Raw genomic sequence first — 21,002 nt, forward strand, 5'->3', positions numbered from 1 at the left:
TACTTGAATCCCGCTCGTAGATTGATCGGTGCCAGGCCTATAATCGCCGCCACTGCTCACTCCCGGTCCGCACAAGGCTCGTGCCCATGAAATCGTCCAGCAAGCCCACGCTCGCCTCGCCGCAAAACCCTGCGCTAAGCGCCAGCCATCTGGACTTTCCAGTGGTGGGTATCGGTGCATCGGCCGGCGGCCTGGAGGCGGTCCAGGCGTTTTTCAAGCACGCCCCCGAGAACTGCGGCATGGCATTCGTTGTGGTGTTGCACTTGTCGCCGGACCACCAGAGCCAGGCCGACCGCTTGATCCAGCGCGTCACGCGCATGCCGGTGTGCCAGGTAAGCGAGCCGGTACCGATCGAGCGTGACCACGTCTATGTCATTTCGCCGGCCAACCGCCTGTCCACCAATGACGGCTACCTGCGGGTCAGCCCGGCCAGGCGCAGCCGCGGTGACCACGTCGCCATCGACCTGTTCTTCCGCGACCTTGCTGATGTGCACAAGGACCATGCGTTCTGCGTGATCCTTTCGGGCAGCGGCAGCGATGGCGCAGTGGGCCTGTCGCGCATCAAGGAACAAGGTGGCGTGACCCTTGTGCAGTCGCCCGATGACGCCCAGTACCCTGACATGCCCAAGGCCGCCATCGCCACCGGCATGGTCGACCTGATCCTTCCGGTGACCGAGATTCCGGGCAAGCTGGTGGAACTGTGGCGCTCGGCTCAGAAGGTCAAACTGCCGGAAATCGAGGATGACAGCCTCCCGCCGCCGCTAGGCGAACGCTCAGGCGACCCAGCCCAATGCGACCCGCTACTCGACGACATCCTCGCCCGGCTGCATGCCAGCACCGGCCACGACTTCCAGCACTACAAGCGCGCGACCGTCCTGCGCCGGCTTGAACGTCGCCTGCACGTCACCGCGCAGACCGACCTTGCCAGTTACCGCGACTACCTCGAGCGGCATCCTGAAGAGTCTCGCGCCCTGTTGGCGGACATGCTGATCGGGGTCACCAACTTCTTTCGCGACCGGGACGCCTTCGAAGCGTTGCAACAACAGGCGATGCCGGGGCTGGCCAACGACGACAGCGAGGATCCGCAGCGCGAAATACGTATCTGGTCGGCGGGGTGTTCATCCGGCGAGGAAGCCTATAGCCTGGCGATTATGGCAACCGAGCAATTGGCGATGGAGCAGCGCAGTGCCAAGGTGCAGGTGTTCGCCACCGACCTCGACGAGCGCGCGATCAATGTCGGTCGGCTGGGCGTCTATCCCGAAGCCATCGCCACCGATGTTCCCACGGCCAGGCTGCGCCAGTTCTTCATTAAGGAAGATCAGAATTACCGCGTGCGCAAGGACATTCGCGAAAAAGTGCTGTTCGCCCGGCACAACCTGTTGTCCGATCCACCGTTCTCTCAGTTGGACCTGGTGGTATGCCGTAACTTGCTCATCTACCTGGACCGAGAAGTGCAACGGGAAATCCTGCGGCTGTTCCACTTCGCCCTGCGCAAAGGAGGTTACCTGTTCCTGGGCAGTTCGGAATCTGCGGACGTGGCGGCCGACCTGTTCATTCCCGTGGACAAACGCCATCGCATCTTCCGCGCCAGGGAAGTAGAACCGGCGCGCCGTCCGGGGCGGCTTCAGACGCCCGACACGCAAGCCGTACGCGCCAAACCCAAGCTCCTGCGCAAGCTGTCCTATGCTGAAATCCATCACCGGGCGTTGTCCAGGCGCTCACCGCCCAGCCTGATCGTCGATGGCGATGGCAACATCTTGCACATGAGTGATGGCGTCGGCCGCTTCCTGCGCCACGCCGGTGGCGAAGTCAGCCCCAGCCTGCTGAACCTGGTACTCACGCCGCTGCGCCCGGCCCTGCGCAGTACCCTGTTGCAGGCTCAGAACACCGGCCAGCCGGTCAGCTCGGGCGCAGTGATCACCACCGTCGACGATCAGCGCGTCGAAGTCCAGGTACAGGTACAGCCCCACCAGGACGAACCCAGTGGCAGCGAATGCCTGCTGGTGGTTTTTCAGGTTCGCGAAGCTGATCCCCACAACCCGCCTGCTATTCAGCAAACCGAAGGCATGGTGTTGAGCACCCTGGAGCGCGAACTGCAGCGTACCCGTCAGCAGTTGCAGGAAACCATCGCGCAATCGGACATCTCCAGCCAGGAGCTGATGGCCTCCAACGAAGAAATGCAGGCGATCAACGAAGAGTTGCGCCTGGCCAGCGAAGAGCTGGAAACCAGCAAGGAAGAGCTGCAATCCATCAACGAAGAACTGCTGACGGTCAACTACGAGCTCAAGACCAAGGTCGATGAAACCGACAAGATCAACGACTACCTGAGCAACCTGATCGCCTCGACCCAGATCGCCACCGTGTTTGTCGACCGCAACCTGCACATTCGCTGGTTCACCCCTGGGGCCACCGCCATTTTCAGCATATTGCCGGTCGACACCGGCCGCTCGCTGCTCGACATCACCCATCGCCTGGAATATCCAGGCCTGGCTGACGATGCGCGTGCGGTGATCGAGCGCGAAACCACGATCGAGCGTGAAGTGATCGGCCAGGACCAGCATTGGTACCTGGCGCGCCTGCTACCGTACCGGGCCAGCGAGCAGAATGTCGATGGCACCGTGCTGACGTTTATCGACATCACCAAGAGTCGCGCTGCCGAAGAACGCTTGCGTCAAGGTGAGGAGCGCATGCGCCTGGTCGCAGAGAGCACCCATGACTTCGCCATCATCCTGCTTGACGAACAAGGCCTGATCATCGACTGGAATACGGGCGCTGCGCTGATCTTCGGCTACGCCAAGGATGAAGTGCTGGGCCTTCACTATGCGCTGATTTTCACCGAGCAGGACCGCGAAAACGGCGAGCCGGAACGCGAATTGCGCGCTGCCCGCCTGCATGGCCGCGGCCAGGACGAACGCTGGCATGTGCGCAAGGACGGCAGCCGCTTCTATTGCAGCGGTGAAGTTTCACGCCTCAAGGGCAGCAGCCTGCGCGGTTACGTGAAGATCGCCCGTGACCTCACCGGCCACAAGCGCCTGCAAGACGAACAAAGCAAGCGCCTGGCCGAGTCACAAAGCTCCAGCCACATGAAGGACGAGTTCTTCGCGGTGATGTCCCATGAGCTCAAGCACCCGTTGAACCTGATTCAGCTCAATGCCGATATCTTGCGACGTATACCATCGGTCACAAGTACCGGCATGGCGAACAAAGCGGTCAACGTCATTCGCGATGCGGTCACCAGCCAGGCGCGGATCATCGATGATTTACTCGATGTAGCGCGCATCCGCACGGGCAAACTCAAACTGAAGACCCAGCCGGTCGATTTGTGCGCCGTGCTGCAGGGTATCTGCTCCGTAGCCTGCAATGAGCAGCGCGGCCGAAGTGTTCGGCTGACGCTGCCGGCTGATGGGGAACCGGTCTATGTGGAGGCCGACAGCACACGTGTCGAGCAGATCATCTGGAACCTACTGAACAACGCATTGAAGTTCAGCCCTGCCGATGGCGAAATTCTGTTGAGACTTGCTCGGCAGGATGAGCAGGCGCGACTTGAAGTCATTGATCAGGGTATAGGCCTCGCCAAAAACTCCCTGGAAGATATTTTTGAGCTGTTCAACCAGGCTGCACCCACCGGCCATGGGCGAGAGGGGCTAGGTATTGGCCTTTCCCTGGTTCGTCAATTGGTAGAAGCCCATGGCGGAGCGGTCAGCGTAGAGTCTCCCGGAATAGGCCAGGGTTGTACGTTCATCATCACCCTGCCTTTGTGCGTGTATACCCAGCAACCCCAGGCTCAGGGCGAAGCGCTGCCATCAGAAGGTCGCCTGAAAGGGATTCGCATCCTGCTGGTGGATGACTCGCTCGATGTGCTGGAAGTGATGGAACAATTGCTGTTGATGGAGGACGCCGACGTTGACGCCTACAGCGACCCGATACTGGCGCTGCAATCGGCGGCAGATGCGCGTTACGACGTGATTATTTCCGACATCGGCATGCCTGGCATGGACGGTCATGCACTGATTCGGGCGCTGCGCGGTCTGGAACATCTGCGCTACATCCCGGCCATCGCGTTGACTGGCTTCGGGGCAAGCGCTGACCAATACAAGTCCCGGCAGTCCGGGTTTGACCGCCACTTGAACAAGCCGGTGGGTTACGACGACCTGATCGACGCGATCGAGCGCCTGAATGGCTCAGCATCGGTCTGATTAACGGCAGATGGGCTTTGCGGGGGCGACTCACACCCCCTCAGTGCTTCCTGCCCTCCTCCTTCTGTTTTTCTTCGTCCTGCCCTTCAACCTTGTCCATCAGCAAAGGCATCGTGCCCAGCACCAACAGCGCCAGCACCGTGCTGACCAGCGCCGTGGCTTCGCGTCCCATCCCCGCTGCCGTACCGATGGCAGCCGTCATCCATAACCCGGCAGCTGTGGTCAGGCCTTTGACATGACTGGTGTCCTGGCCATTGCCCTTGAGAATGGTGCCCGCACCCAGAAAGCCGATACCGGCAACGATGCCCTGAATCACCCGGCTGAGTGCCTGCGCATCGGCACCTGCCATGCTGGGTGCCAGCACGAACAGCGCCGCACCCAGCGAAACCAGCATGTGCGTGCGCACCCCGGCGGACTTGCCCTTGTGCTCTCGCTCGAAGCCTAGAACAGAGCCCAATACGGCAGCCATCACCAGCCGTACCAGAATTCGCACGATCTCGCGCTCATCGCCAATATCGGCGAATTCGGCCTGGATTGTTTGCCAGATCATGTCCATTGACAGATACCGGCCGGATGAGGTTCTCTGCTGATGCGGCGCTCTTCACAGGCTCTCGTTGGTCCGATCTTGATCGGCATGGCAGCGGCTTCCGAGGACGGTTAAAGCGTATGACTGCGAGCACTGCAAGGTTGCTGCATCAAGTTCCACAAAGCGTCTTAAAGCCTTCAGATACATAGGCGCCTCAGGTGGCTTGACTTGATGTCAAAACCGGCCCGGTGATGTTCATCTCCTTACCAATCGTGCGTATAACTGGCAGTCAACACAGTGCCGGGTGCTGGCAAGTGGCTGGTGTTGTTGTTATTGCGCAGCAATTGACTGTAGAGCGGGTAGTAGTCGCGATTGAACAGGTTCTGGATGCCGACGCTTACCTTGTCGTCAGCGGATATCTGGTACTGGCTCACCAGGTCCACTGTCGTATAGCTACTCACTTGATGCCGACCGAAGCTGTCCACGCCATCGAGCCTATAGTCCTTGCCGTCGAAGAACGTAGCTTGCAAGCGGTTGCTCCACTCCAGTGTCGGCTTGTACTGGACGTAGGCGGTCAGCTTCAGGGGCGGAACGCGATAGCCGGTCATGTCTTGCCAGCCTTTGCCGTCCGGTTTTTCTCGTCCGCGCATCCAGGTCGCACTCCCCCCTGCGCCCCACACCGCATCGTCGGACAGCCAATCTGCACTGGCTTCGGCTCCGTAGATGCGCTCCTTGGTGCGGGTCAGAATCAGGCCATTGTTGAAACTCTGCACATCCCCCAGTTTGGAGGTGGTGTAGAACAGCGCCAAGGTACCGAGGGTGTTGCTGCCCAGCTCTCCTCGCCAGCCAAGCTCATAGTTGTTGGTTTTGACCGGTTCCAGGTTCGATACGCCGATGTCGAAACCACGGCGCGCATTGCGCAATTGAATGCCCACGTCGGGCAATTGGAAGCCCTGGCTGAAGGAGGCGTAGATCTCCTGGCCGAGTACCGGTGAGTAGACGACGCCCAGGTTCGACAGCACCGCATCGTAATGAACTTCGCCCCCCTTCACCGCCACCGGTGAGGCAGCGGTGGATTCGGACAACGGAACGAAGTCATCGAATTCGGCAGTGGAGTATTCGTAGCGCAGGCCGCCGTCGACAGACCAATGCTCATCAAAGCGATGCTGTAGCTGGGCGAACGCACCGGCGCTTCGCGTCCTCAGCGGGGGCATGTAGGTGAGCTTGCCCGTCTTGTCGAAGACCAGGCCGCCACTGGCGTCATAAACCGCAGGGTCGAAGACATCGAGCGGCATGTCGCTGCGCTCCTGGTTATAGTCGCCCCCCCACACCAGCTCGGTACTGCCGCTGTCGCCAAGTGGCGTGCGCAGGGTCAGGCGGCTGCCGAACACTTCGCTGTTCTGCATGATCTGGTCCACGTTGCTGCCGCGGGTAGCAACGGCCCGGGCATCGAACGGCGTGAAACGGGTGAAGTAGTCCCGGTAGTACATCTGGGCAGAGAGCCGGCTGCCGAGAATGTCGAGATTCTCGTACTCCAGGTTCACCAGCGTGTTGCGAATGCGGTTCTGTTCGTCAAGATCCAGGCCCTTGATCGCATTGGCCGGCACAGAGCCTGCGGGGAGTTTCGCGACGCTTGGGTCTGTAGCGTAGTCGGTGTCCTGGCGTGCATCGTAGTGGCTGACTGCAAGCTGGATTCGCTGGTTCTCGTCGATGTGCAGCCCCAGCTTGCCGCCGATGTTGTAGATGTTCGAATCGAACAGGTCACCTTGACTGGGCTCCGGGGCGATCCGGTCACCATGCGCATCGTACGAGGCACCGATGTGGCGGGTGCCGAAGTCGAACGCGTAGTCCACCGCTCCCTGAGAGCCTGCGAAATACTGCTGGAACTGGCCCCCCAGGCCATCGCTGCCCAGGCGGGTAAGTGGCGAGGTGGCGCTCAGGCTGGTTTCGGCACGGTTTTCACCACCTGCAGGTCGTGTAGTGATGGAGATGATGCCTCCCGTGGCGCCGCTGCCGTAGATGGCGCTGCTACCACGGATAACTTCGACCCGGTCGATCAGCGCCGGGTCGATATTGGCCAGGTTGCGCGACGAGTCGCGGTTGGTATTGAGCGGCACCCCGTCGACCATGACCAGCATGCTGCGCCCGCGCAGGGTCTGGCCATACTCGGTGATGGTGCGGCTGGAGTCGGACATGCCCGGAATCGCCTTGGCCAGTACCGTGGCCAGGCTGTCTGAACCCTGGCGCAGCTCCTGCAGTTGTTCATGCTCAAGAACGGTGGATTGCCGCGTTGCGGAAACCAGGCTGCTGCTGGTGCGCGAGGCGGTGATTTCCATCTGCGCCATTTCCACGGGCACGCTCTGGGTCACGGGGCTGGATGCGGGGGCACCCTGCGCGACGATGACGAACGTACGCTCATCCTTGGCCTGCAACTGCAAGCCACTGTCCTTGAGCAGCGTTTTAAGTGCTTGCTCAGGTGTGAACCGTCCTTTCACCGCAGGCGCGTTTCGGCCTGCACCGAGATCGCTGGCAAAGATGACCTGTACCGAAGACTGCTGTGCAAGGGCGTTGATGGCCTCCCCCAGCGGCGCGGCGGGGAGATCCACGTTCACCTTTTCCCGGCCCTGGGCCGACATTGCGATGAGCAGGCTACTGGCGAGCAATGACAGGCGTAGTTGGCGACTGCGGAGGGGAAAATGCACGTCTCGAGTTCCTTTTTCTGGTTGGGCTTTTTTCAATAGCCGCCATGAGAATCGAGAAACCCTACCTGCGCTTGAGCTTTATTTTCTTGCCGATTTACGTTGAATCCGCACGCTGCCATCCTCTGTTTTCAACACGGCGACGGGCAGGATGCTCGGTAGCAGATCCAGCAGTCGGTCGACATTGTGCGCTTCGAAGACCCCTGTCACCTTGAGTGCAGCCAAGCTTGGGTCGCTCAGCTCAATGGATGCCTTGCGATAGTGACGCAGCAACGACACCGCTTCATCCAGCGGCGTCTGCTCGAACACGATGCGATCATCTTTCCAGGCCATCGCCTTCAAGGCGTCGACCTTCGAAACCGGCATCAGTTGCCCGCCGATGGAGTCGACCTGTTGCCCTGGCCTGAGGGTGACAGGCGCGTGTTCTGAAGCTGCAGCGGTGACGTCCACGCGTCCACGGGCCAGGGTCACACGCACCGCATCGTTATCCAGCCGGCGGACATTGAACAGCGTACCGAGCACCTCGACCTTCGCCGGGCCAGCGGACACTACGAAGGGGCGATACACGGCCGAGGAGACATCGAAAAGCGCCTGCCCTGCGCGCAGGTCGACTTCGCGGCTGAGCAGACGCCAGCTGATATCGACATGCGTGCCACTGTCCAGCAGCAGCTTGCTTCCGTCGTTCAGCAGCACAGCACGCCGCTCACCAATGGCGGTAGCGAAACGCTCGCTCTTGTAGGCAGGGTTCAGCCAGGCCAGGCCTGCAAAGGCGATCGCAACCGCCAGCGTGATACCTGCCGACTTTGCTGCCTTCGAGGGCGCAGGCCTGGACGGCGGCATGGGGAACAGCTGCTTGAGCTCTTCACGATGTCGCCCAAGAGCCTCGTCCAGTGGCACCTGTTCGGGTTGCTTCGTCATGGGCGCACCTCATCACGCCCAAGCCGTTGCCGGCACGCCGCCAGCCCCAGGCGCAGGTGCTTTTCCACGGTCTTGATGGAAATACCGAGGCGAGTGGCTACTTCTGCCTGGGGGATTTGGTGAATCTTGTGCATGACGAAAACAGCTTGGCAGCGAGGTGGGAGGTCTGTGATCGCGTCGACGAGCAGTTGAAACTCGCGCTCGCTGTCATACCGGGTCATCGGGGTGGCCGCCGGGCAGGCCACCTCAGGCAGCTCGGAGACCGCCTCTACCCAGGCGCCCCGGCGGCGATCGCTACGATAGCGACTAATAGCGGTATCGTGGGAGATTTTTCGTAGCAAGGCCAATGGGGTTCGAACGTCTTCTTTCTCACCGCGCTCAAGCAACTGCACGCACACGTCATGCACCACATCACGCGCCATGCTTCTGTCGCCGAAGCGTCGGCGAATGTGGTCCACCAGATCGTCATAGTGACGTACCAATGTAGACAGCAGCGTCGGTTTGGCGGGATCGAACGACACGATGCATCCTGGATAAGAGGTAGGCTCCGAAACAAGACACAAGTGTAAATGAGAAATAATTGCGAATAAACCAGCTGCCGCGTTGCGGTATGCTAAATCGCAGGAAGGTGAGCAATGGTCAGCCCGTTGGCAACGGCAAAGGCCAGATCACCAACGGTCTGGTCGCTGTAGCTGCGGTAGTTGTTGGCTTGGCGATGGGCCACGATAAGCCCGAGTTGCTCGTAATAGCGCTATGTATGGCGGCCGACTTCACTCCGGCGCTCCAACTCTCCAACATTCACAGTAAAAACTCCTTGACTGTAGAGTACGCTCTACACCTTAGCCTGCGCCGATCATTCAAACAAGGATTCAGGTATGAGCGTGGAGTGCTTCGTCACAGGCGGTAGTGGGTTTGTGGGTCAACATCTGCTGGCCCATCTTACCGCCACAGGGCATAAGACTTGGGTGCTCATGCGCACCCCTGAAAATATCGGACGCCTCAAAGCGCAAGTCGGGCAACTGGGAGGTAACCCTGCGTATATCCATGCAGTTGGAGGAGATATCAGCAGGGATGGGCTTGGACTCAGCGAAGCAGACAGGCAATGCGTAGCTTCAGCCGCTGTGGTCTTCCACCTCGCGGCGCAGTTTACCTGGGGCCTGACAATGGAACAGGCCCGCGCAGTCAATGTACAAGGGGCGCTGAATGTCGCCGGGCTCGCGGCGAGCCAGCGCATGCGCTTGCTGATGGTGGGCGGTTATATGCTGCAGAACCTTACACATCTTGCAAGTATCGGAGTTGATAACGAGCACCCTGAAAACACCAATTGGCCTGCAGTCTACGGCCGTGTAGGTGGCTACGAAGGGAGCAAGCTGGAGTCCCATTTCGCCGTCATCCGTTACATGCAGGCGGTAGGCGCAGATTACGCGATCGTTCATCCTGCTACGGTGTGTGGTCACAGCGAGAGTGGGCACATCCCTGAAGGACAACCTCTGGTAGATCTCATTCGAAATCTGGCACTGGGCCGGTTCAAGGCTGTCCCGGGTTCCGACAGGCACTGGTTGCCATTGGTCAGCGTCGATTACCTGGTAAAGATGATGACCTGCGTGGCGTTCGACCCGTCAATGGCCAACCGGCAGGTGCTGGCGCTGTATGAGCACACGCCAAACCTGCAGGGTATGCTCGAACAATTGGCACAAACGCTGAATATAAGGGCTCCCCGCCGCCATGTACCTATAGGATTGCTGAAGTGGCTATTGGCGATTCCCGGACTGGCCACCCGATTATCGATCAGCGCCGAGTCACTGAACTTCGTCCAGACGCAGCGCTTCGACATGAGTGACAGCCAGCAACTGGAACTCAAGTATCAGCTGGCACATCCCGACATGGCGCGAGCGTTGGAAAAGACCGTGCGTTACGTCCAGGGTTACTTGCCCAATCGTCATGTTCACACTTCTGCAAACCCTGCCGGGAGATAACAAACGGGTTCTGCCCTGAGTCACCCAGCTGAGCCCTGCGCATCGGCACCTGCCATGCTCGGTGCCAGCACGAACTGAGGGTGTCCCTGGAGTTGACCATGTAAGGATTACTCCTTGCAATTTCTTCCACACGCCCGGAGCTACGGTCCGCAGGAAGTAAATCCGATCCCTAGCCGTGTTCGAGAAGATGTTGGGCAATGGCAATCCTCTCGATGACTACAATCCTTTCGCCCCACCCGCTGTTCACTCGGATGCAAACGAAGGTCGTTCCGCGAACCATGCCACCGCCAGCGCCTTGAACGCCTCGGCCGAAGGCGTCAGCGGATAGCGCTGATCATGCGCTGTACGCAGATCCTTGCCATCGAATACTTGTTGGCGGCCCAGGCATTCGAGTTTCTCAAGGAGCAGCGCGTTGGCGCAGGTACCCAGGTAGTCTGGCGGTTACTGCGCGAACGGGTGCCTGCCTATGCCCAGGACCGCTAGCTGGCTCCGGACATCGCCAGCAGTGCATCGATCCTGAAGAATCCCGGCCTGCTTGACGCTGCCTTTCCTTGGCTGCTATGACGCGTGCTGAACGGCGCCAGGGTGTTCACACTACAGCGCTTGATGCTGCCCCAAAGGATTACTCATGCTCTACATCGTCATGCTCGGCGGTCGCCACCCTCGAGCCCGTATCGAAGTCCACGATGTTGTCTTCGCCCAGGCCGACACCCTGGAACAGCTCCATCCCCAGTTGCGCGAAGCCTGGTTTGGCAGCGCACAAGGCCTGCACATCGACTCCTGGCTGGAAGTCGGCGGGGTCGATGGCTACCGTGTCGAACTGAGCCAAGTAGCCCCCGGCCCCGGCGCCATGCGCTTGTTTTTCCTGAACCTGGGCGGTTATGAACGGCAGGTATTTGGCGAAGCGCACCGGTACCTGCTGGTGGTGGCTGTCGACAAGGCCGAAGCCAAGCGCCTGGGCAAGCAACGTATGGCAGAAGATTGGCTCAAGCCGCATACCGACGCCGTGCTGGATGTCGACGATTGCCTGCCGGTCGACCTGGTGGCAGGACGCTATGTGCATCTGGTCAAGGGTGAGCATGCGGGTATTCGCCAATTCAGCGACTACATCCTGCTCTGAAGCCTATGAGCCCAGGCCAAAACCAGCCCGTTCTTTGACCCGAAAATCCTGCCAAACGTAAACAGTGACTCGGCATTGACCGGCTGGAAGTTGCTGAAGCCTTCGCGGATCAGGCGGCCGAAGTTGCCCCCGGTGATCGACACCAGCGCTTTATACGCTCAGAGGTTTGCCTGGAAGAACGGCGTCAGATGCTGCAAGGCCCTAAGCACGCCCGGGCCGTCGTACAGGTCCATGTGCGCCAGGCCGTCGAGCACCACCAGTTCCTTCTTGCCCTGCGCCTTGGCAAGTATCTGGAAGGCGCTGGAAGAATGATCGTGGTACCTAACCGATTGGTGAACTTCATCGTCTGACCTTGCGGGCAGCTCCTGAAAGCCATGAAACCGGCATATTTTGATAATGCCGGTTTTTTTGTTCAGTTTCAGCGCACGCTTGGAATTCGCATCTTTACCTGTGCAAAAACTTGTACATCAATTTATATTTGTACAGTATTTTGTTTTCCGGTATCACACGCATGGCAAGCAGAAGCGCGGCGCTCAGCCTGTACACCTTGGCCATTCTGACCGCAATGGCGCTGCCCGCAAGCGCAGACTGGCGGCAATCGCTGTCATCGGCACACATGGCCGGTAGCGGCGAGTTCAGCTGGTTTGGCCTGCGTCTGTATACCGCCCGGCTTTGGCACAGTGGTTCCGCGTGGGACTGGAACGAGCCGTTCGCCCTCGAGTTGATTTATCACCGGTCGCTGTCCAGAGACACATTGGTACAGGCCAGCATGGATGAAATGCAACGCCTGGCTGATCGCCCAATGCCGGCAGAGACCCTGAATCGTTGGTCCCAGGCTATGCGTCAAGCCTTTGTGGATGTACGCCCGGGCATGCGCATCAGTGGCCTATACCTGCCTGGAAAAGGTTGCCGCTTCTACGTCGATGGCCAACTTGTCCAGGAAGTGAACGACCCCGCCTTTGCCCGTGCCTTCTTTGCCATCTGGCTCGACCCGCGGGCCCGCGATCCACAGCTGCGCCAGCGATTGCTTGGGCTGACCGAGCAGGATCAAGGAGACTGAAACATGCACAAACTATTGCTGTTGATCGCCTGCCTGCTGCTGGGTAGCTGCAAAGTCGGCGTTGAGCATTACGCCCAGGAACAGCCACAGTTGGATTTGGTGGAGTTTTTCTCGCGGCCCGTGCAAGCCTGGGGCATGTTCCAGAAACGTTCAGGGGAAGTCGTCAAACGCTTTCATGTACGGATCGACAGCCGTCTCGAAGGTGAACAGTTGATCCTTGACGAGCACTTTGTCTACAGCGACGGCACGCGCCAACAGCGAACCTGGGCACTCACCCCGAACGGCCGCGGGCGCTGGCGTGGCACTGCGGGAGACGTGATCGGTGAGGCCAGCGGAGAAGTGGCAGGTAACGCGTTGCGCTGGCGCTACCGCCTGGATCTACCCGTTGATGGCCGCCACTGGGAGGTGGACCTGGATGACTGGATGTACCGGATGGACGAAGACACCCTCATCAACCGCTCCAGCATGAGCAAGCTCGGTGTGGAGATTGGGCAGATAACCTTGTTCTTCCGCCGTCTTCCGGCCAGCAAAGAGTAGTGCCGACGATGCGACTGGGCTTGGTGCTGGGCGACCAGCTGTCCTTCGACTTGCCGGTGCTGCGTGCGCTGGACCCTCAGCGCGATATGTTGTTGATGGCAGAAGTGGACGGTGAAGCACGCTATGTCCCTCATCACCCGCAAAAAATCGTGTTTATTTTCAGTGCAATGCGCCATTTTGCTCATGCATTGCGCGAACGGGGCTGGCGTGTGCAGTACCAAACATTGGACACGCCAGGCAACAGCGGCTCTATCGCCGGCGAGCTAAAGCGCTGGCTGGTGTTACTGGGCGCAGACGAGGTGCATGTAACCGAATGTGGAGAGTGGCGCCTGGAGCAGGCTCTACGCGATGCCGCGTTGCCACTTGTCTGGCACCGCGACACCCGCTTCCTGTGCTCACGCGAAGCGTTCGCACGATGGGCCGAGGGCCGCAAACAGCTGCGCATGGAGCATTTCTACAGGGGGATGCGCAAACGCTGCAACCTGCTGCTGGAGCCTGACGGCAGCCCCGCCGGCGGTGCCTGGAACTTCGATGGAGCCAACCGCAAGTCATTGCCACGCGGCTTGCGCGGGGCAATACGCGCGCAGTTTACCCGCGACGCCATCACCACTTCGGTCATTGCACTGGTTCGTGAGCGTTTTACCGACCATTACGGCGCAATCGATGCCTTCGACTATCCCGTAACCCACGAAGAGGCGCGGCAGCTCTGGGAACACTTTCTGGAATTCGGCTTGGCAGCCTTTGGCGACTACCAGGATGCGATGGCCGAAGGTGAACCCTATGTGTTCCATGCCCGCATCAGTGCAGCACTGAATGTTGGCCTGCTGGATGTGCGTCAGTTGTGCGAGGATGTCGACGCAGCCTGGCGTGAGCGGCGTGTGCCACTCAATGCGGCAGAGGGTTTTATACGGCAGCTGATTGGCTGGCGGGAATATGTGCGGGGTATCTACTGGTTGCGCATGCCCGAATACGCGCAACTCAATTACCTGGGTAATGTGCGTACGCTCCCCGAGTTCTACTGGACAGGCCAGACGCGCATGCGCTGTATGGCCCAGGTGATTGGGCAGACACTGAAGCTGGGCTACGCGCACCATATCCAGCGCTTGATGGTCACCGGCAATTTCGCGTTACTGGCCGGCATTGCCCCATCGGCGATATGCGAATGGTACCTGGCCGTGTACATGGATGCCTTCGACTGGGTCGAATTACCCAATACGTTGGGCATGGTGATGCACGCAGACGGGGGTTACCTGGGCTCGAAACCGTATTGCGCCAGCGGCCGCTACATCCAGCGGATGTCCGATCATTGCAAGGCGTGCAGTTACAAGGTCGATCGCGTTGTGGAGGACGACGCTTGCCCATTCAATGCGCTCTACTGGCATTTCCTTATCCGCCATCGCCCTTTGCTGTCTAGCAACCCCCGCCTGACGCTGGTTTATCGGGGGCTGGACAGCATGTCAGCCAGCCGACGCGACGCTGTCTGGCAACGTGGCCAGCAGCTAATGACGCACCTGGATGCCGGGGAGTCGATATGAAAAAACCGTTTCTACCCAGCAAAGTCTGCGCCGAGTGTGGCTTGCCTTTCACCTGGCGCAAGCGGTGGGCCGGCTGCTGGGAACAAGTGCGTTACTGTTCCGAACGCTGCCGCCGCTCACGCCACACGTCACATTAACGCGCTACCCGCTTTGCCCCACCAGAGCGGCTGGCCCGGCTGACGACAGCTTTCCCGGCACGATCGAATGCGACAGCGCATCACCGATCAACGACCAGCCCTTGAGCATCAGGAAACAGGACAGGAACGCACACACGCCGCCCACCAGCATCGACACCCACATCGCATTGCGCATATAGCCATGGGCGAACGGCTCGATCAGCCCTTCGACGATGGTTTGGGTGGTAACACGTCACGGGTCGAGGTAAGTCGGAACCAGACCCTCTTCCCCGTTGAGCGAGTCGACATACAGCACACCGCCATAGTGCGCGCCGGTTTGTCGGACACGGGGCTCTCACTGAAAATGGCCGGAACAGCAGCGCGCCAAGCAGCGCACCGGCAAGGCGTCAGGGTCCGGAAAGGTGCTTGTATTGTTCGAACATCCGACACTTCCACGTCTTGTCAGAGGAAACGGCTAGGTTGACGGTAGGGGCGCCGCTGTTTGAACCCGCACGACACGCACGGGTACTGCTGGCTTTAGTGCAACGAGTATGAATTGCTACCCTGCCGATCGCAAACAGGTCTACTGCCATTTCTCAATTCCCCCAAAGCCGCGTCAGGATGGTAGACTTCGCACCGGGTGCTAGCTGCATAACGCAGCAACGCAGGTTAAAGAACAGCGCAGGTCGGGCCGCCTTGCGGGGTTACTTGTACCTATGCAAAAAATTCGAATTCCCCTTGCCCAACAACTGGCCCGTCGCGCGTTCGCCACGCTTGAGCGCTTCCTGCATGTCGAGGCCGTAAGTGGTTTCGTTCTGCTCATCGCCGCCCTGGCCGCACTCGCCTGGGCAAACTCTTCACTCGCTGATAGCTATGATGCGCTCTGGCACACACCGCTCACGTTCGGTGTGGGTTCGATGGTCTTCTCGCAATCCCTGCACTTCTGGATCAATGATGGCCTGATGACCATTTTCTTCCTGGTGGTCGGCATGGAGATCCGCCGGGAAATCCACGAAGGCGCGCTGGCAAGCCTGCGCCAAGCCACCCTACCCATGGCGGCAGCCGTTGGCGGCGTGGTTGTACCTGCCCTGATCTACCTGGCGTTCGCTCATGCACCCCAAGAACAGAACGGCTGGGCGGTCCCCACGGCGACCGACATCGCCTTCGCGGTTGGCGTGCTCGCCTTGCTTGGCAAATCGATCCCGTCCAACGTGCGTATCTTCCTGCTGGCACTTGCGATCATCGACGACATCATCGCGGTGCTGATCATTGCAATCTTCTATTCGGGCGGCCTGGACTACGCAGGCTTTGGTGTTGCCATCATCGGCATCCTGCTGGTTGTCGGGCTGCAGAAGATCGGCGTTGGCTCGGCCTACGCTTACGTGATTCCGGGCGCAATTACCTGGCTCGGCGTGCTGATGACCGGCGCCCACCCCACACTGGCGGGTGTGGTGCTTGGGCTCATGACACCCGTTCGCTCAGCGCCCATGGGTGAGCGCCCTGTGGATGCCGTCAAACGGTTTTCCAACGACCTGTTCGGCACCGCAAAAGCGCCAGAGCAGGACAGCAGCAACCTGATTGACCCACTGAAACGCCTGCGGTTTGCCCAGCGTGAAATGGTACCGCCTGTGGTGCGGGTCCAGAGTGCACTGCACCCCTGGGTCGCCTTCGTGATAATGCCCCTGTTCGCGCTGGCCAATGCCGGGGTCGGGCTGTCTGGAGTAGACCTGTCCTCCGAAGGGCCATACCACGTCATGCTCGCTGTCACCCTGGCACTTGTCCTGGGCAAGCCCTTGGGCATCGTCGGCATCAGCTGGCTAATGGTGCGCCTGGGTTGGTGTGAGCTGCCCAAGGGTGTCACCTGGAGTGGCATTACCTTGATCGGCTTGCTGGCAGGTATCGGTTTCACCATGTCGATCTTTATTGCCAACCTTGCCTTTGTCGACCCTGGCGCACTGGGTGCGGCCAAGCTCGGCATTCTTACCGGCTCGCTCATTGCTGCAACAGTCGGGCTGTTGTGGGGCGCAGTCAGTGTTAGAAAAGCCGCCAGCCCACTGAACGCCAGCTAGCCTGCAAAGTACCGCTTGCGGGCCACGCTGCGTCTCGGCAGCCCGCAAGTCAGGCTCTCGGTTTTACATCTCGACCTGGGTGCCCAGTTCAATCACCCGGTTCAACGGCAATTTGAAATATTTCAGGTTACTGTTGGCATTCTTCAGCAAGAACGCGAACAGGTGCTCGCGCCACTTGGCCATGCCGATCCGCTTGGTCGGTACCACGGTTTCCCGGCTGAGGAAGTAGGTGGTGCGCATGGGGCTGAAGTCCAGTTCGGCTGCGCCGCACTGGCTCAACGCGAGCGGTACGTCTGGCTCTTCCATGAAGCCGAAGTGCAGGCTTACCCGGAAGAACCCATCGCCGAAATCTTCGATCTCGAAGCGCTCGCCCACGCTGACCCGCGGCGAATCCTCTGATACCACCGTCAACAGCACCACTTGCTCATGCAGTACCTGGTTGTGCAGCAGGTTATGCAGCAGTGCATGGGGCACGGCATCAGTGCGGGCCGTCAGGAACACCGCAGTACCCTGTACCCGATGCGGCGGCTGTGCCTGCACACTGGCAATGAAGAGGTCCAGCGGCAATGCTGACTCGTCCAGCCGATCGAAGATGATCGAGCGCCCGCGCTTCCAGGTAGTCATGAGCACGAACAGGGCCAGACCGGCAATCACCGGGAAGGCGCCACCCTGAAGAATCTTTGGTGCGTTGGCCGCGAAGTACAGACCATCCACCAGCAAGAAGCCCAACAACAGCGGAATCGCCAACCAGCGCGGCGTCTTCCACAGCAACAGCACCACCGCCGAGGCCAGCAGCGTGGTGATTAGCATGGTACCCGTCACCGCCACACCGTAAGCGGCGGCCAACGCGCTGGAAGACTCGAAACCGACCACCAGCAGCACCACACCCACCATCAGCGCCCAATTGACCATGCCGATGTAGATCTGCCCCTGCTCTTCACTGGAGGTGTGCTGGATGAACATACGCGGCACATAGCCCAACTGGATAGCCTGCCGCGTCAGCGAGAAGGCACCGGAAATCACCGCCTGCGAGGCGATGATGGTGGCCAGGGTGGCCAACCCGACCATCGGCAATAGCGCCCACTCGGGGGCCAGCAGATAGAACGGGTTACGCACTGCCGTTGGGTCGTTGAGGATCAACGCGCCTTGGCCGAAGTAATTGAGCACAAGGCCTGGCAACACCAACATGAACCATGCCCGGGAAATTGGCTTGCGGCCGAAATGCCCCATGTCGGCATACAGTGCCTCGGCCCCCGTCAGGGCCAGTACCACCGCGCCCAGTATCGCCACGCCCACACCCGGATGAGCGACGAAGAAGTGCACGGCCCATGCAGGGCTGAGCGCTTGCAGCACTTCGGGCCGTTGAGCGATTCCATAAACGCCAAGCGCGCCCAGCACCACGAACCACAGCACCATCACCGGCCCAAACAGTATGCCGATACGCGCCGTGCCATGCTTCTGGATCACGAACAGCCCGACCAGCACCACCACCGAGATCGGTACCACCCAGTGATCAATGCCATCGATGCCCAGTTGCAAGCCTTCGACCGCCGACAGCACAGAAATGGCCGGGGTGATCATGCTGTCACCATAGAACAGCGCCGCGCCGAACAGACCCAACAGCACCAGCACCCTGCTCAGGACTGAATAAGGCCGCGCCGCCCGCCTGGCCAGCGCAGTCAGTGCCATGATCCCGCCTTCGCCCTGGTTGCTAGCACGCAGGATGAACAGCACATATTTGACCGACACCACCCAGATCAGCGACCAGAACACCAGCGAGAGGATGCCCAGTACCCCTTCAATGTTGGCCTGCACGCCGAAATGGCCGTTGAACACTTCCTTGAGGGTGTACAACGGGCTGGTACCGATGTCGCCGTAGACCACGCCAACGGCAGCGACCAGCAGGCCGACGCCCGTGCTCTTGCCAGCGTGGGATTGATTTTCAGCAGTTGCGGTTTGGCTCACAGATAACGTCTCGTCTGTTTTGCGTAAATTCTGGCGTAGGTAGGAATTCGGGTGCTTGAAAAAGCTGCGCCAGTATCGGCCCTGGCCGTGATCCAGCGCATAAAGAATGCGTAAAAAAACCGTCGGCCGCCTCACCGTCCGCGTAAAAGAACAGCCGCCTTCACCCGCTGGCTGCCGGGGCGAAGAGCCCTTGGTTATTTTTTCATTTTGCTGCATCCAAGTGGCCTTCCCGTGGGTATTACCCAAGGGCAACACATCCTTGCCCTGCCAATCCCCCACCAGGAGATCACTCGATGAACATCACTCATGTCTCGTTTCTGCTTGCCTCTGGCCTGGTACTGGCCATGGTGCTGCCAGCCGCGCACGCCCAGACCGGAGTGCCCGATGCCGTAAAGGTGCCAAGCGGCTACAAAGTGGCGCTAGAAACCGTCGGCGTTGGCGAAATCACCTACGAATGCCGCGACAAAGCCGAGGCGCCCGGGCAGGCCGAATGGGCATTTGTTGGCCCTAGGGCCGTGCTCAATGATCGCAAAGGCAAACCTGTGGGGGACTATTTCGGCCCGCCCGCCACCTGGCAGGCGAAGGATGGCTCAAAGATAACCGGCACCCAATTGGCCATCGCCCCAGCGGCCAAGGGCGACCTGCCGTATCAACTGGTCAAGGCAAACCCCGCCGATGGCAAAGGTGCCATGAGTGGCATCAGCTTCGTCCAGCGCCTGGCCACACGTGGCGGCGTTGCACCACAAAGCGCCTGTACAGCGCAAAACAAGGGTGAGAAGCAGATCGTCAAATACCAGGCCGACTACATCTTCTGGGCCGCCAACTGAGGGCCGGGCGTACGAGCGTGCCGCCAGCCTTCAGCTACGCTCATGAGCACCCCCGGCCAGCCGGCCGGGGTATTTCTGCCAGCAGAAGGAACGCACCGGTTTGAACCTGCCTACGACGCCGTTCGACTTCCAGCGTTGCCTCGAGGCCTGTGCCATGGGCGAACGCAGCGCCTTGCAGGCGCTTTATGACCAGGAAGGTGCCCGGCTGCTTGGTGTAGCACGGCGCATCGCCCGTGACGATGCCATGGCCGAGGACATAGTCCATGATGCCTTCATCCGCATCTGGACCCGCGCCGCCACCTTCGACCCCGCGCGCGGTTCGGCAAGGGGCTGGATTTACAGCCTGACGCGGCACCTGGCACTGAATTTCATACGTGATACCCGTCGAGAAACCGTGCTGGACGATGTCGCCATTGATGCCATGGCGGCAATGGCACCCGAACACAATGACATGGCATTGCTGGCTGACTCGGCAAAGGTTCACCGTTGCCTCGATCAACTTGAGCCTGCTCCTCGCACGTGCATCCTGCATGCCTATGTCGACGGCTGCAGCCATGCCGAAATCGCCCACCTGCTCGGTAGCCCGCTGGGCACGGTCAAGGCCTGGATCAGACGTAGCCTGAAAGCGCTGCGGGAGTGCATGGAATGACGACCGAACCCGGCGCCGAAAACTTTGATGACCTCGACCAGCTGGCCGGGGAGTATGTGCTGGGCACATTATCGGCCGAACAGCATGCCGTGGTGGTCCGGCGCCTGGGCACCGACCGCGCATTACGCGATGCGGTAGACGCATGGGAGAACCGGTTGCTGGAGCTGAACACGCTGGCCACGCCCCAGCCGCCCAGCAGCAGGTTGTGGCAGCGGATCGAGCGCAGCCTGGGTGACCGCCCTGCCCGCCCTTCGTGGTGGCAACGCCTGGGGTTGTGGCAAGGTTTGGCCGCCACGAGTCTGGCCGCGAGCGTATTGCTGGCCCTGGCGTTAGTGACTGCGCAACCTCCGACAACCACCTACCTGGTGGTGCTCGTAGCGCCCACCACCCAGGCACCTGGCTGGGTGATCCAGGCCCGTGACACACACCAGATTCAGCTCATCCCCCTGGGCAAAACCGAGGTGCCGCCGGACAAAGTCTTGCAGTTCTGGACCAAGGGCGATCAATGGAAAGCGCCCGTCTCCCTTGGCCTGATCAGGCCTGGGCAACAGACCGACGTGCCGCTCGACAAGCTGCCTGCGTTGGAGCCCAATCAACTCTTCGAGCTGACGCTGGAGAAGCTGGGCGGTTCCCCAACAGGGCGGCCGACTGGCCCGGTGCAATTCATTGGGCGCGCGGTGAAAGTAATCTGAGGCGCCTGAAGACCCGACGCTCGGCCTGGCATACCCTCACTCACAGGTTGGTCTGGTCCTTGCTACGTAAGTGCCAAGCCGACGGTGATCGGTACCCACAATCACACTCCCGCTTTG

At 60.2% G+C, this 21,002-nt stretch carries 18 protein-coding genes and 2 pseudogenes; 13 read left to right on the plus strand and 7 right to left on the minus strand.

Annotated elements, in window-relative coordinates; translation table 11 throughout:
- The first annotated feature begins 86 nt into the window (after positions 1 to 86).
- The gene (locus ACF8MI_RS15180; protein WP_200928506.1) at positions 87 to 4,196 is read left to right on the plus strand and encodes a CheR family methyltransferase; all 4,110 of its coding nucleotides are present in this window, start codon (positions 87 to 89) and stop codon (positions 4,194 to 4,196) included.
- 40 nt (positions 4,197 to 4,236) lie between these two features.
- Here the strand turns inward: ACF8MI_RS15180 and ACF8MI_RS15185 are convergent, their stop codons facing one another.
- The 5 genes and pseudogenes from ACF8MI_RS15185 to ACF8MI_RS15205 all read right to left on the minus strand — a co-directional run.
- The gene (locus tag ACF8MI_RS15185; protein WP_392517593.1) at positions 4,237 to 4,752 is read right to left on the minus strand and encodes an MgtC/SapB family protein; all 516 of its coding nucleotides are present in this window, start codon (positions 4,750 to 4,752) and stop codon (positions 4,237 to 4,239) included.
- A 233-nt stretch (positions 4,753 to 4,985) separates the two neighbouring features.
- The gene (locus ACF8MI_RS15190; protein ID WP_200928507.1) at positions 4,986 to 7,424 is read right to left on the minus strand and encodes a TonB-dependent receptor; all 2,439 of its coding nucleotides are present in this window, start codon (positions 7,422 to 7,424) and stop codon (positions 4,986 to 4,988) included.
- A 78-nt stretch (positions 7,425 to 7,502) separates the two neighbouring features.
- Complete coding sequence (locus ACF8MI_RS15195) at positions 7,503 to 8,339, minus strand: FecR family protein (RefSeq protein ID WP_060500058.1); 837 nt, start codon at positions 8,337 to 8,339, stop codon at positions 7,503 to 7,505.
- A complete protein-coding gene (locus ACF8MI_RS15200; protein WP_104834928.1) occupies positions 8,336 to 8,860 on the minus strand; it encodes an RNA polymerase sigma factor in 525 nt (174 codons plus the stop codon). The genes ACF8MI_RS15195 and ACF8MI_RS15200 overlap by 4 nt, the downstream gene beginning before the upstream one ends.
- A 104-nt stretch (positions 8,861 to 8,964) precedes the next feature.
- Positions 8,965 to 9,141: pseudogene (locus ACF8MI_RS15205) on the minus strand (MerR family transcriptional regulator); the annotation flags it as partial.
- A gap of 73 nt (positions 9,142 to 9,214) precedes the next feature.
- Between ACF8MI_RS15205 and ACF8MI_RS15210 the strand changes: the two are divergent.
- The 8 genes and pseudogenes from ACF8MI_RS15210 (at position 9,215) to ACF8MI_RS15245 (ending at position 14,704) form a co-directional block, all read left to right on the plus strand.
- Entirely contained in the window at positions 9,215 to 10,315 is a 1,101-nt protein-coding gene (locus tag ACF8MI_RS15210) for an SDR family oxidoreductase (RefSeq protein ID WP_060500056.1), read from the plus strand.
- 339 nt (positions 10,316 to 10,654) lie between these two features.
- Positions 10,655 to 10,879 (plus strand): annotated as a pseudogene (locus ACF8MI_RS15215) (histidine ammonia-lyase); the annotation flags it as partial.
- A 64-nt stretch (positions 10,880 to 10,943) separates the two neighbouring features.
- A complete protein-coding gene (locus ACF8MI_RS15220) occupies positions 10,944 to 11,435 on the plus strand; it encodes a DUF1543 domain-containing protein (RefSeq protein ID WP_060500055.1) in 492 nt (163 codons plus the stop codon).
- A 188-nt stretch (positions 11,436 to 11,623) separates the two neighbouring features.
- Positions 11,624 to 11,785, plus strand: a complete 162-nt coding sequence (locus ACF8MI_RS15225) for a hypothetical protein (protein ID WP_156342171.1) — start codon at positions 11,624 to 11,626, stop codon at positions 11,783 to 11,785.
- Positions 11,786 to 11,946: 161 nt separating this feature from the next.
- Positions 11,947 to 12,495: a chalcone isomerase family protein gene (locus ACF8MI_RS15230; protein ID WP_060500054.1), complete on the plus strand. Its 549-nt coding sequence runs from the start codon at positions 11,947 to 11,949 to the stop codon at positions 12,493 to 12,495.
- Between the two features lie 3 nt (positions 12,496 to 12,498).
- Positions 12,499 to 13,032, plus strand: a complete 534-nt coding sequence (locus ACF8MI_RS15235) for a DUF3833 domain-containing protein (protein WP_200928508.1) — start codon at positions 12,499 to 12,501, stop codon at positions 13,030 to 13,032.
- Positions 13,033 to 13,040: 8 nt separating this feature from the next.
- Complete coding sequence (locus tag ACF8MI_RS15240) at positions 13,041 to 14,567, plus strand: cryptochrome/photolyase family protein (RefSeq protein WP_200928509.1); 1,527 nt, start codon at positions 13,041 to 13,043, stop codon at positions 14,565 to 14,567.
- The gene (locus ACF8MI_RS15245; protein WP_104834933.1) at positions 14,564 to 14,704 is read left to right on the plus strand and encodes a DUF2256 domain-containing protein; all 141 of its coding nucleotides are present in this window, start codon (positions 14,564 to 14,566) and stop codon (positions 14,702 to 14,704) included. The genes ACF8MI_RS15240 and ACF8MI_RS15245 overlap by 4 nt, the downstream gene beginning before the upstream one ends.
- 4 nt (positions 14,705 to 14,708) lie before the next feature.
- Here the strand turns inward: ACF8MI_RS15245 and ACF8MI_RS15250 are convergent, their stop codons facing one another.
- Positions 14,709 to 14,879, minus strand: a complete 171-nt coding sequence (locus ACF8MI_RS15250) for a metal ABC transporter permease (protein ID WP_198035904.1) — start codon at positions 14,877 to 14,879, stop codon at positions 14,709 to 14,711.
- Positions 14,880 to 15,399: 520 nt separating this feature from the next.
- Between ACF8MI_RS15250 and nhaA the strand changes: the two genes are divergently transcribed.
- On the plus strand, positions 15,400 to 16,752 hold the full coding sequence (nhaA, locus tag ACF8MI_RS15255) for a Na+/H+ antiporter NhaA (protein WP_060500051.1): 1,353 nt from the start codon (positions 15,400 to 15,402) through the stop codon (positions 16,750 to 16,752).
- 63 nt (positions 16,753 to 16,815) lie between these two features.
- Here the strand turns inward: nhaA and ACF8MI_RS15260 are convergent, their stop codons facing one another.
- Complete coding sequence (locus ACF8MI_RS15260; RefSeq protein ID WP_200928510.1) at positions 16,816 to 18,717, minus strand: potassium transporter Kup; 1,902 nt, start codon at positions 18,715 to 18,717, stop codon at positions 16,816 to 16,818.
- A gap of 293 nt (positions 18,718 to 19,010) precedes the next feature.
- On the opposite strand from ACF8MI_RS15260, the gene ACF8MI_RS15265 reads away from it, so the two are divergent.
- From ACF8MI_RS15265 to ACF8MI_RS15275, 3 genes are all read left to right on the plus strand, one after another.
- Positions 19,011 to 19,544: a DUF3455 domain-containing protein gene (locus tag ACF8MI_RS15265; RefSeq protein WP_060500049.1), complete on the plus strand. Its 534-nt coding sequence runs from the start codon at positions 19,011 to 19,013 to the stop codon at positions 19,542 to 19,544.
- Positions 19,545 to 19,644: 100 nt separating this feature from the next.
- Positions 19,645 to 20,193: a sigma-70 family RNA polymerase sigma factor gene (locus ACF8MI_RS15270; protein WP_060500048.1), complete on the plus strand. Its 549-nt coding sequence runs from the start codon at positions 19,645 to 19,647 to the stop codon at positions 20,191 to 20,193.
- Positions 20,190 to 20,885 carry an anti-sigma factor domain-containing protein gene (locus tag ACF8MI_RS15275; protein WP_060500047.1) on the plus strand — a complete coding sequence of 232 codons (696 nt, stop codon included), beginning with the start codon at positions 20,190 to 20,192 and terminating at the stop codon, positions 20,883 to 20,885. Before ACF8MI_RS15270 ends, ACF8MI_RS15275 begins: the two co-directional genes overlap by 4 nt.
- The last annotated feature ends 117 nt before the right edge of the window (positions 20,886 to 21,002 follow it).

Origin of the sequence: Pseudomonas sp. yb_9, from assembly GCF_043103635.1 — a bacterium.
Taxonomy (GTDB): Bacteria; Pseudomonadota; Gammaproteobacteria; order Pseudomonadales; family Pseudomonadaceae; genus Aquipseudomonas; species Aquipseudomonas monteilii.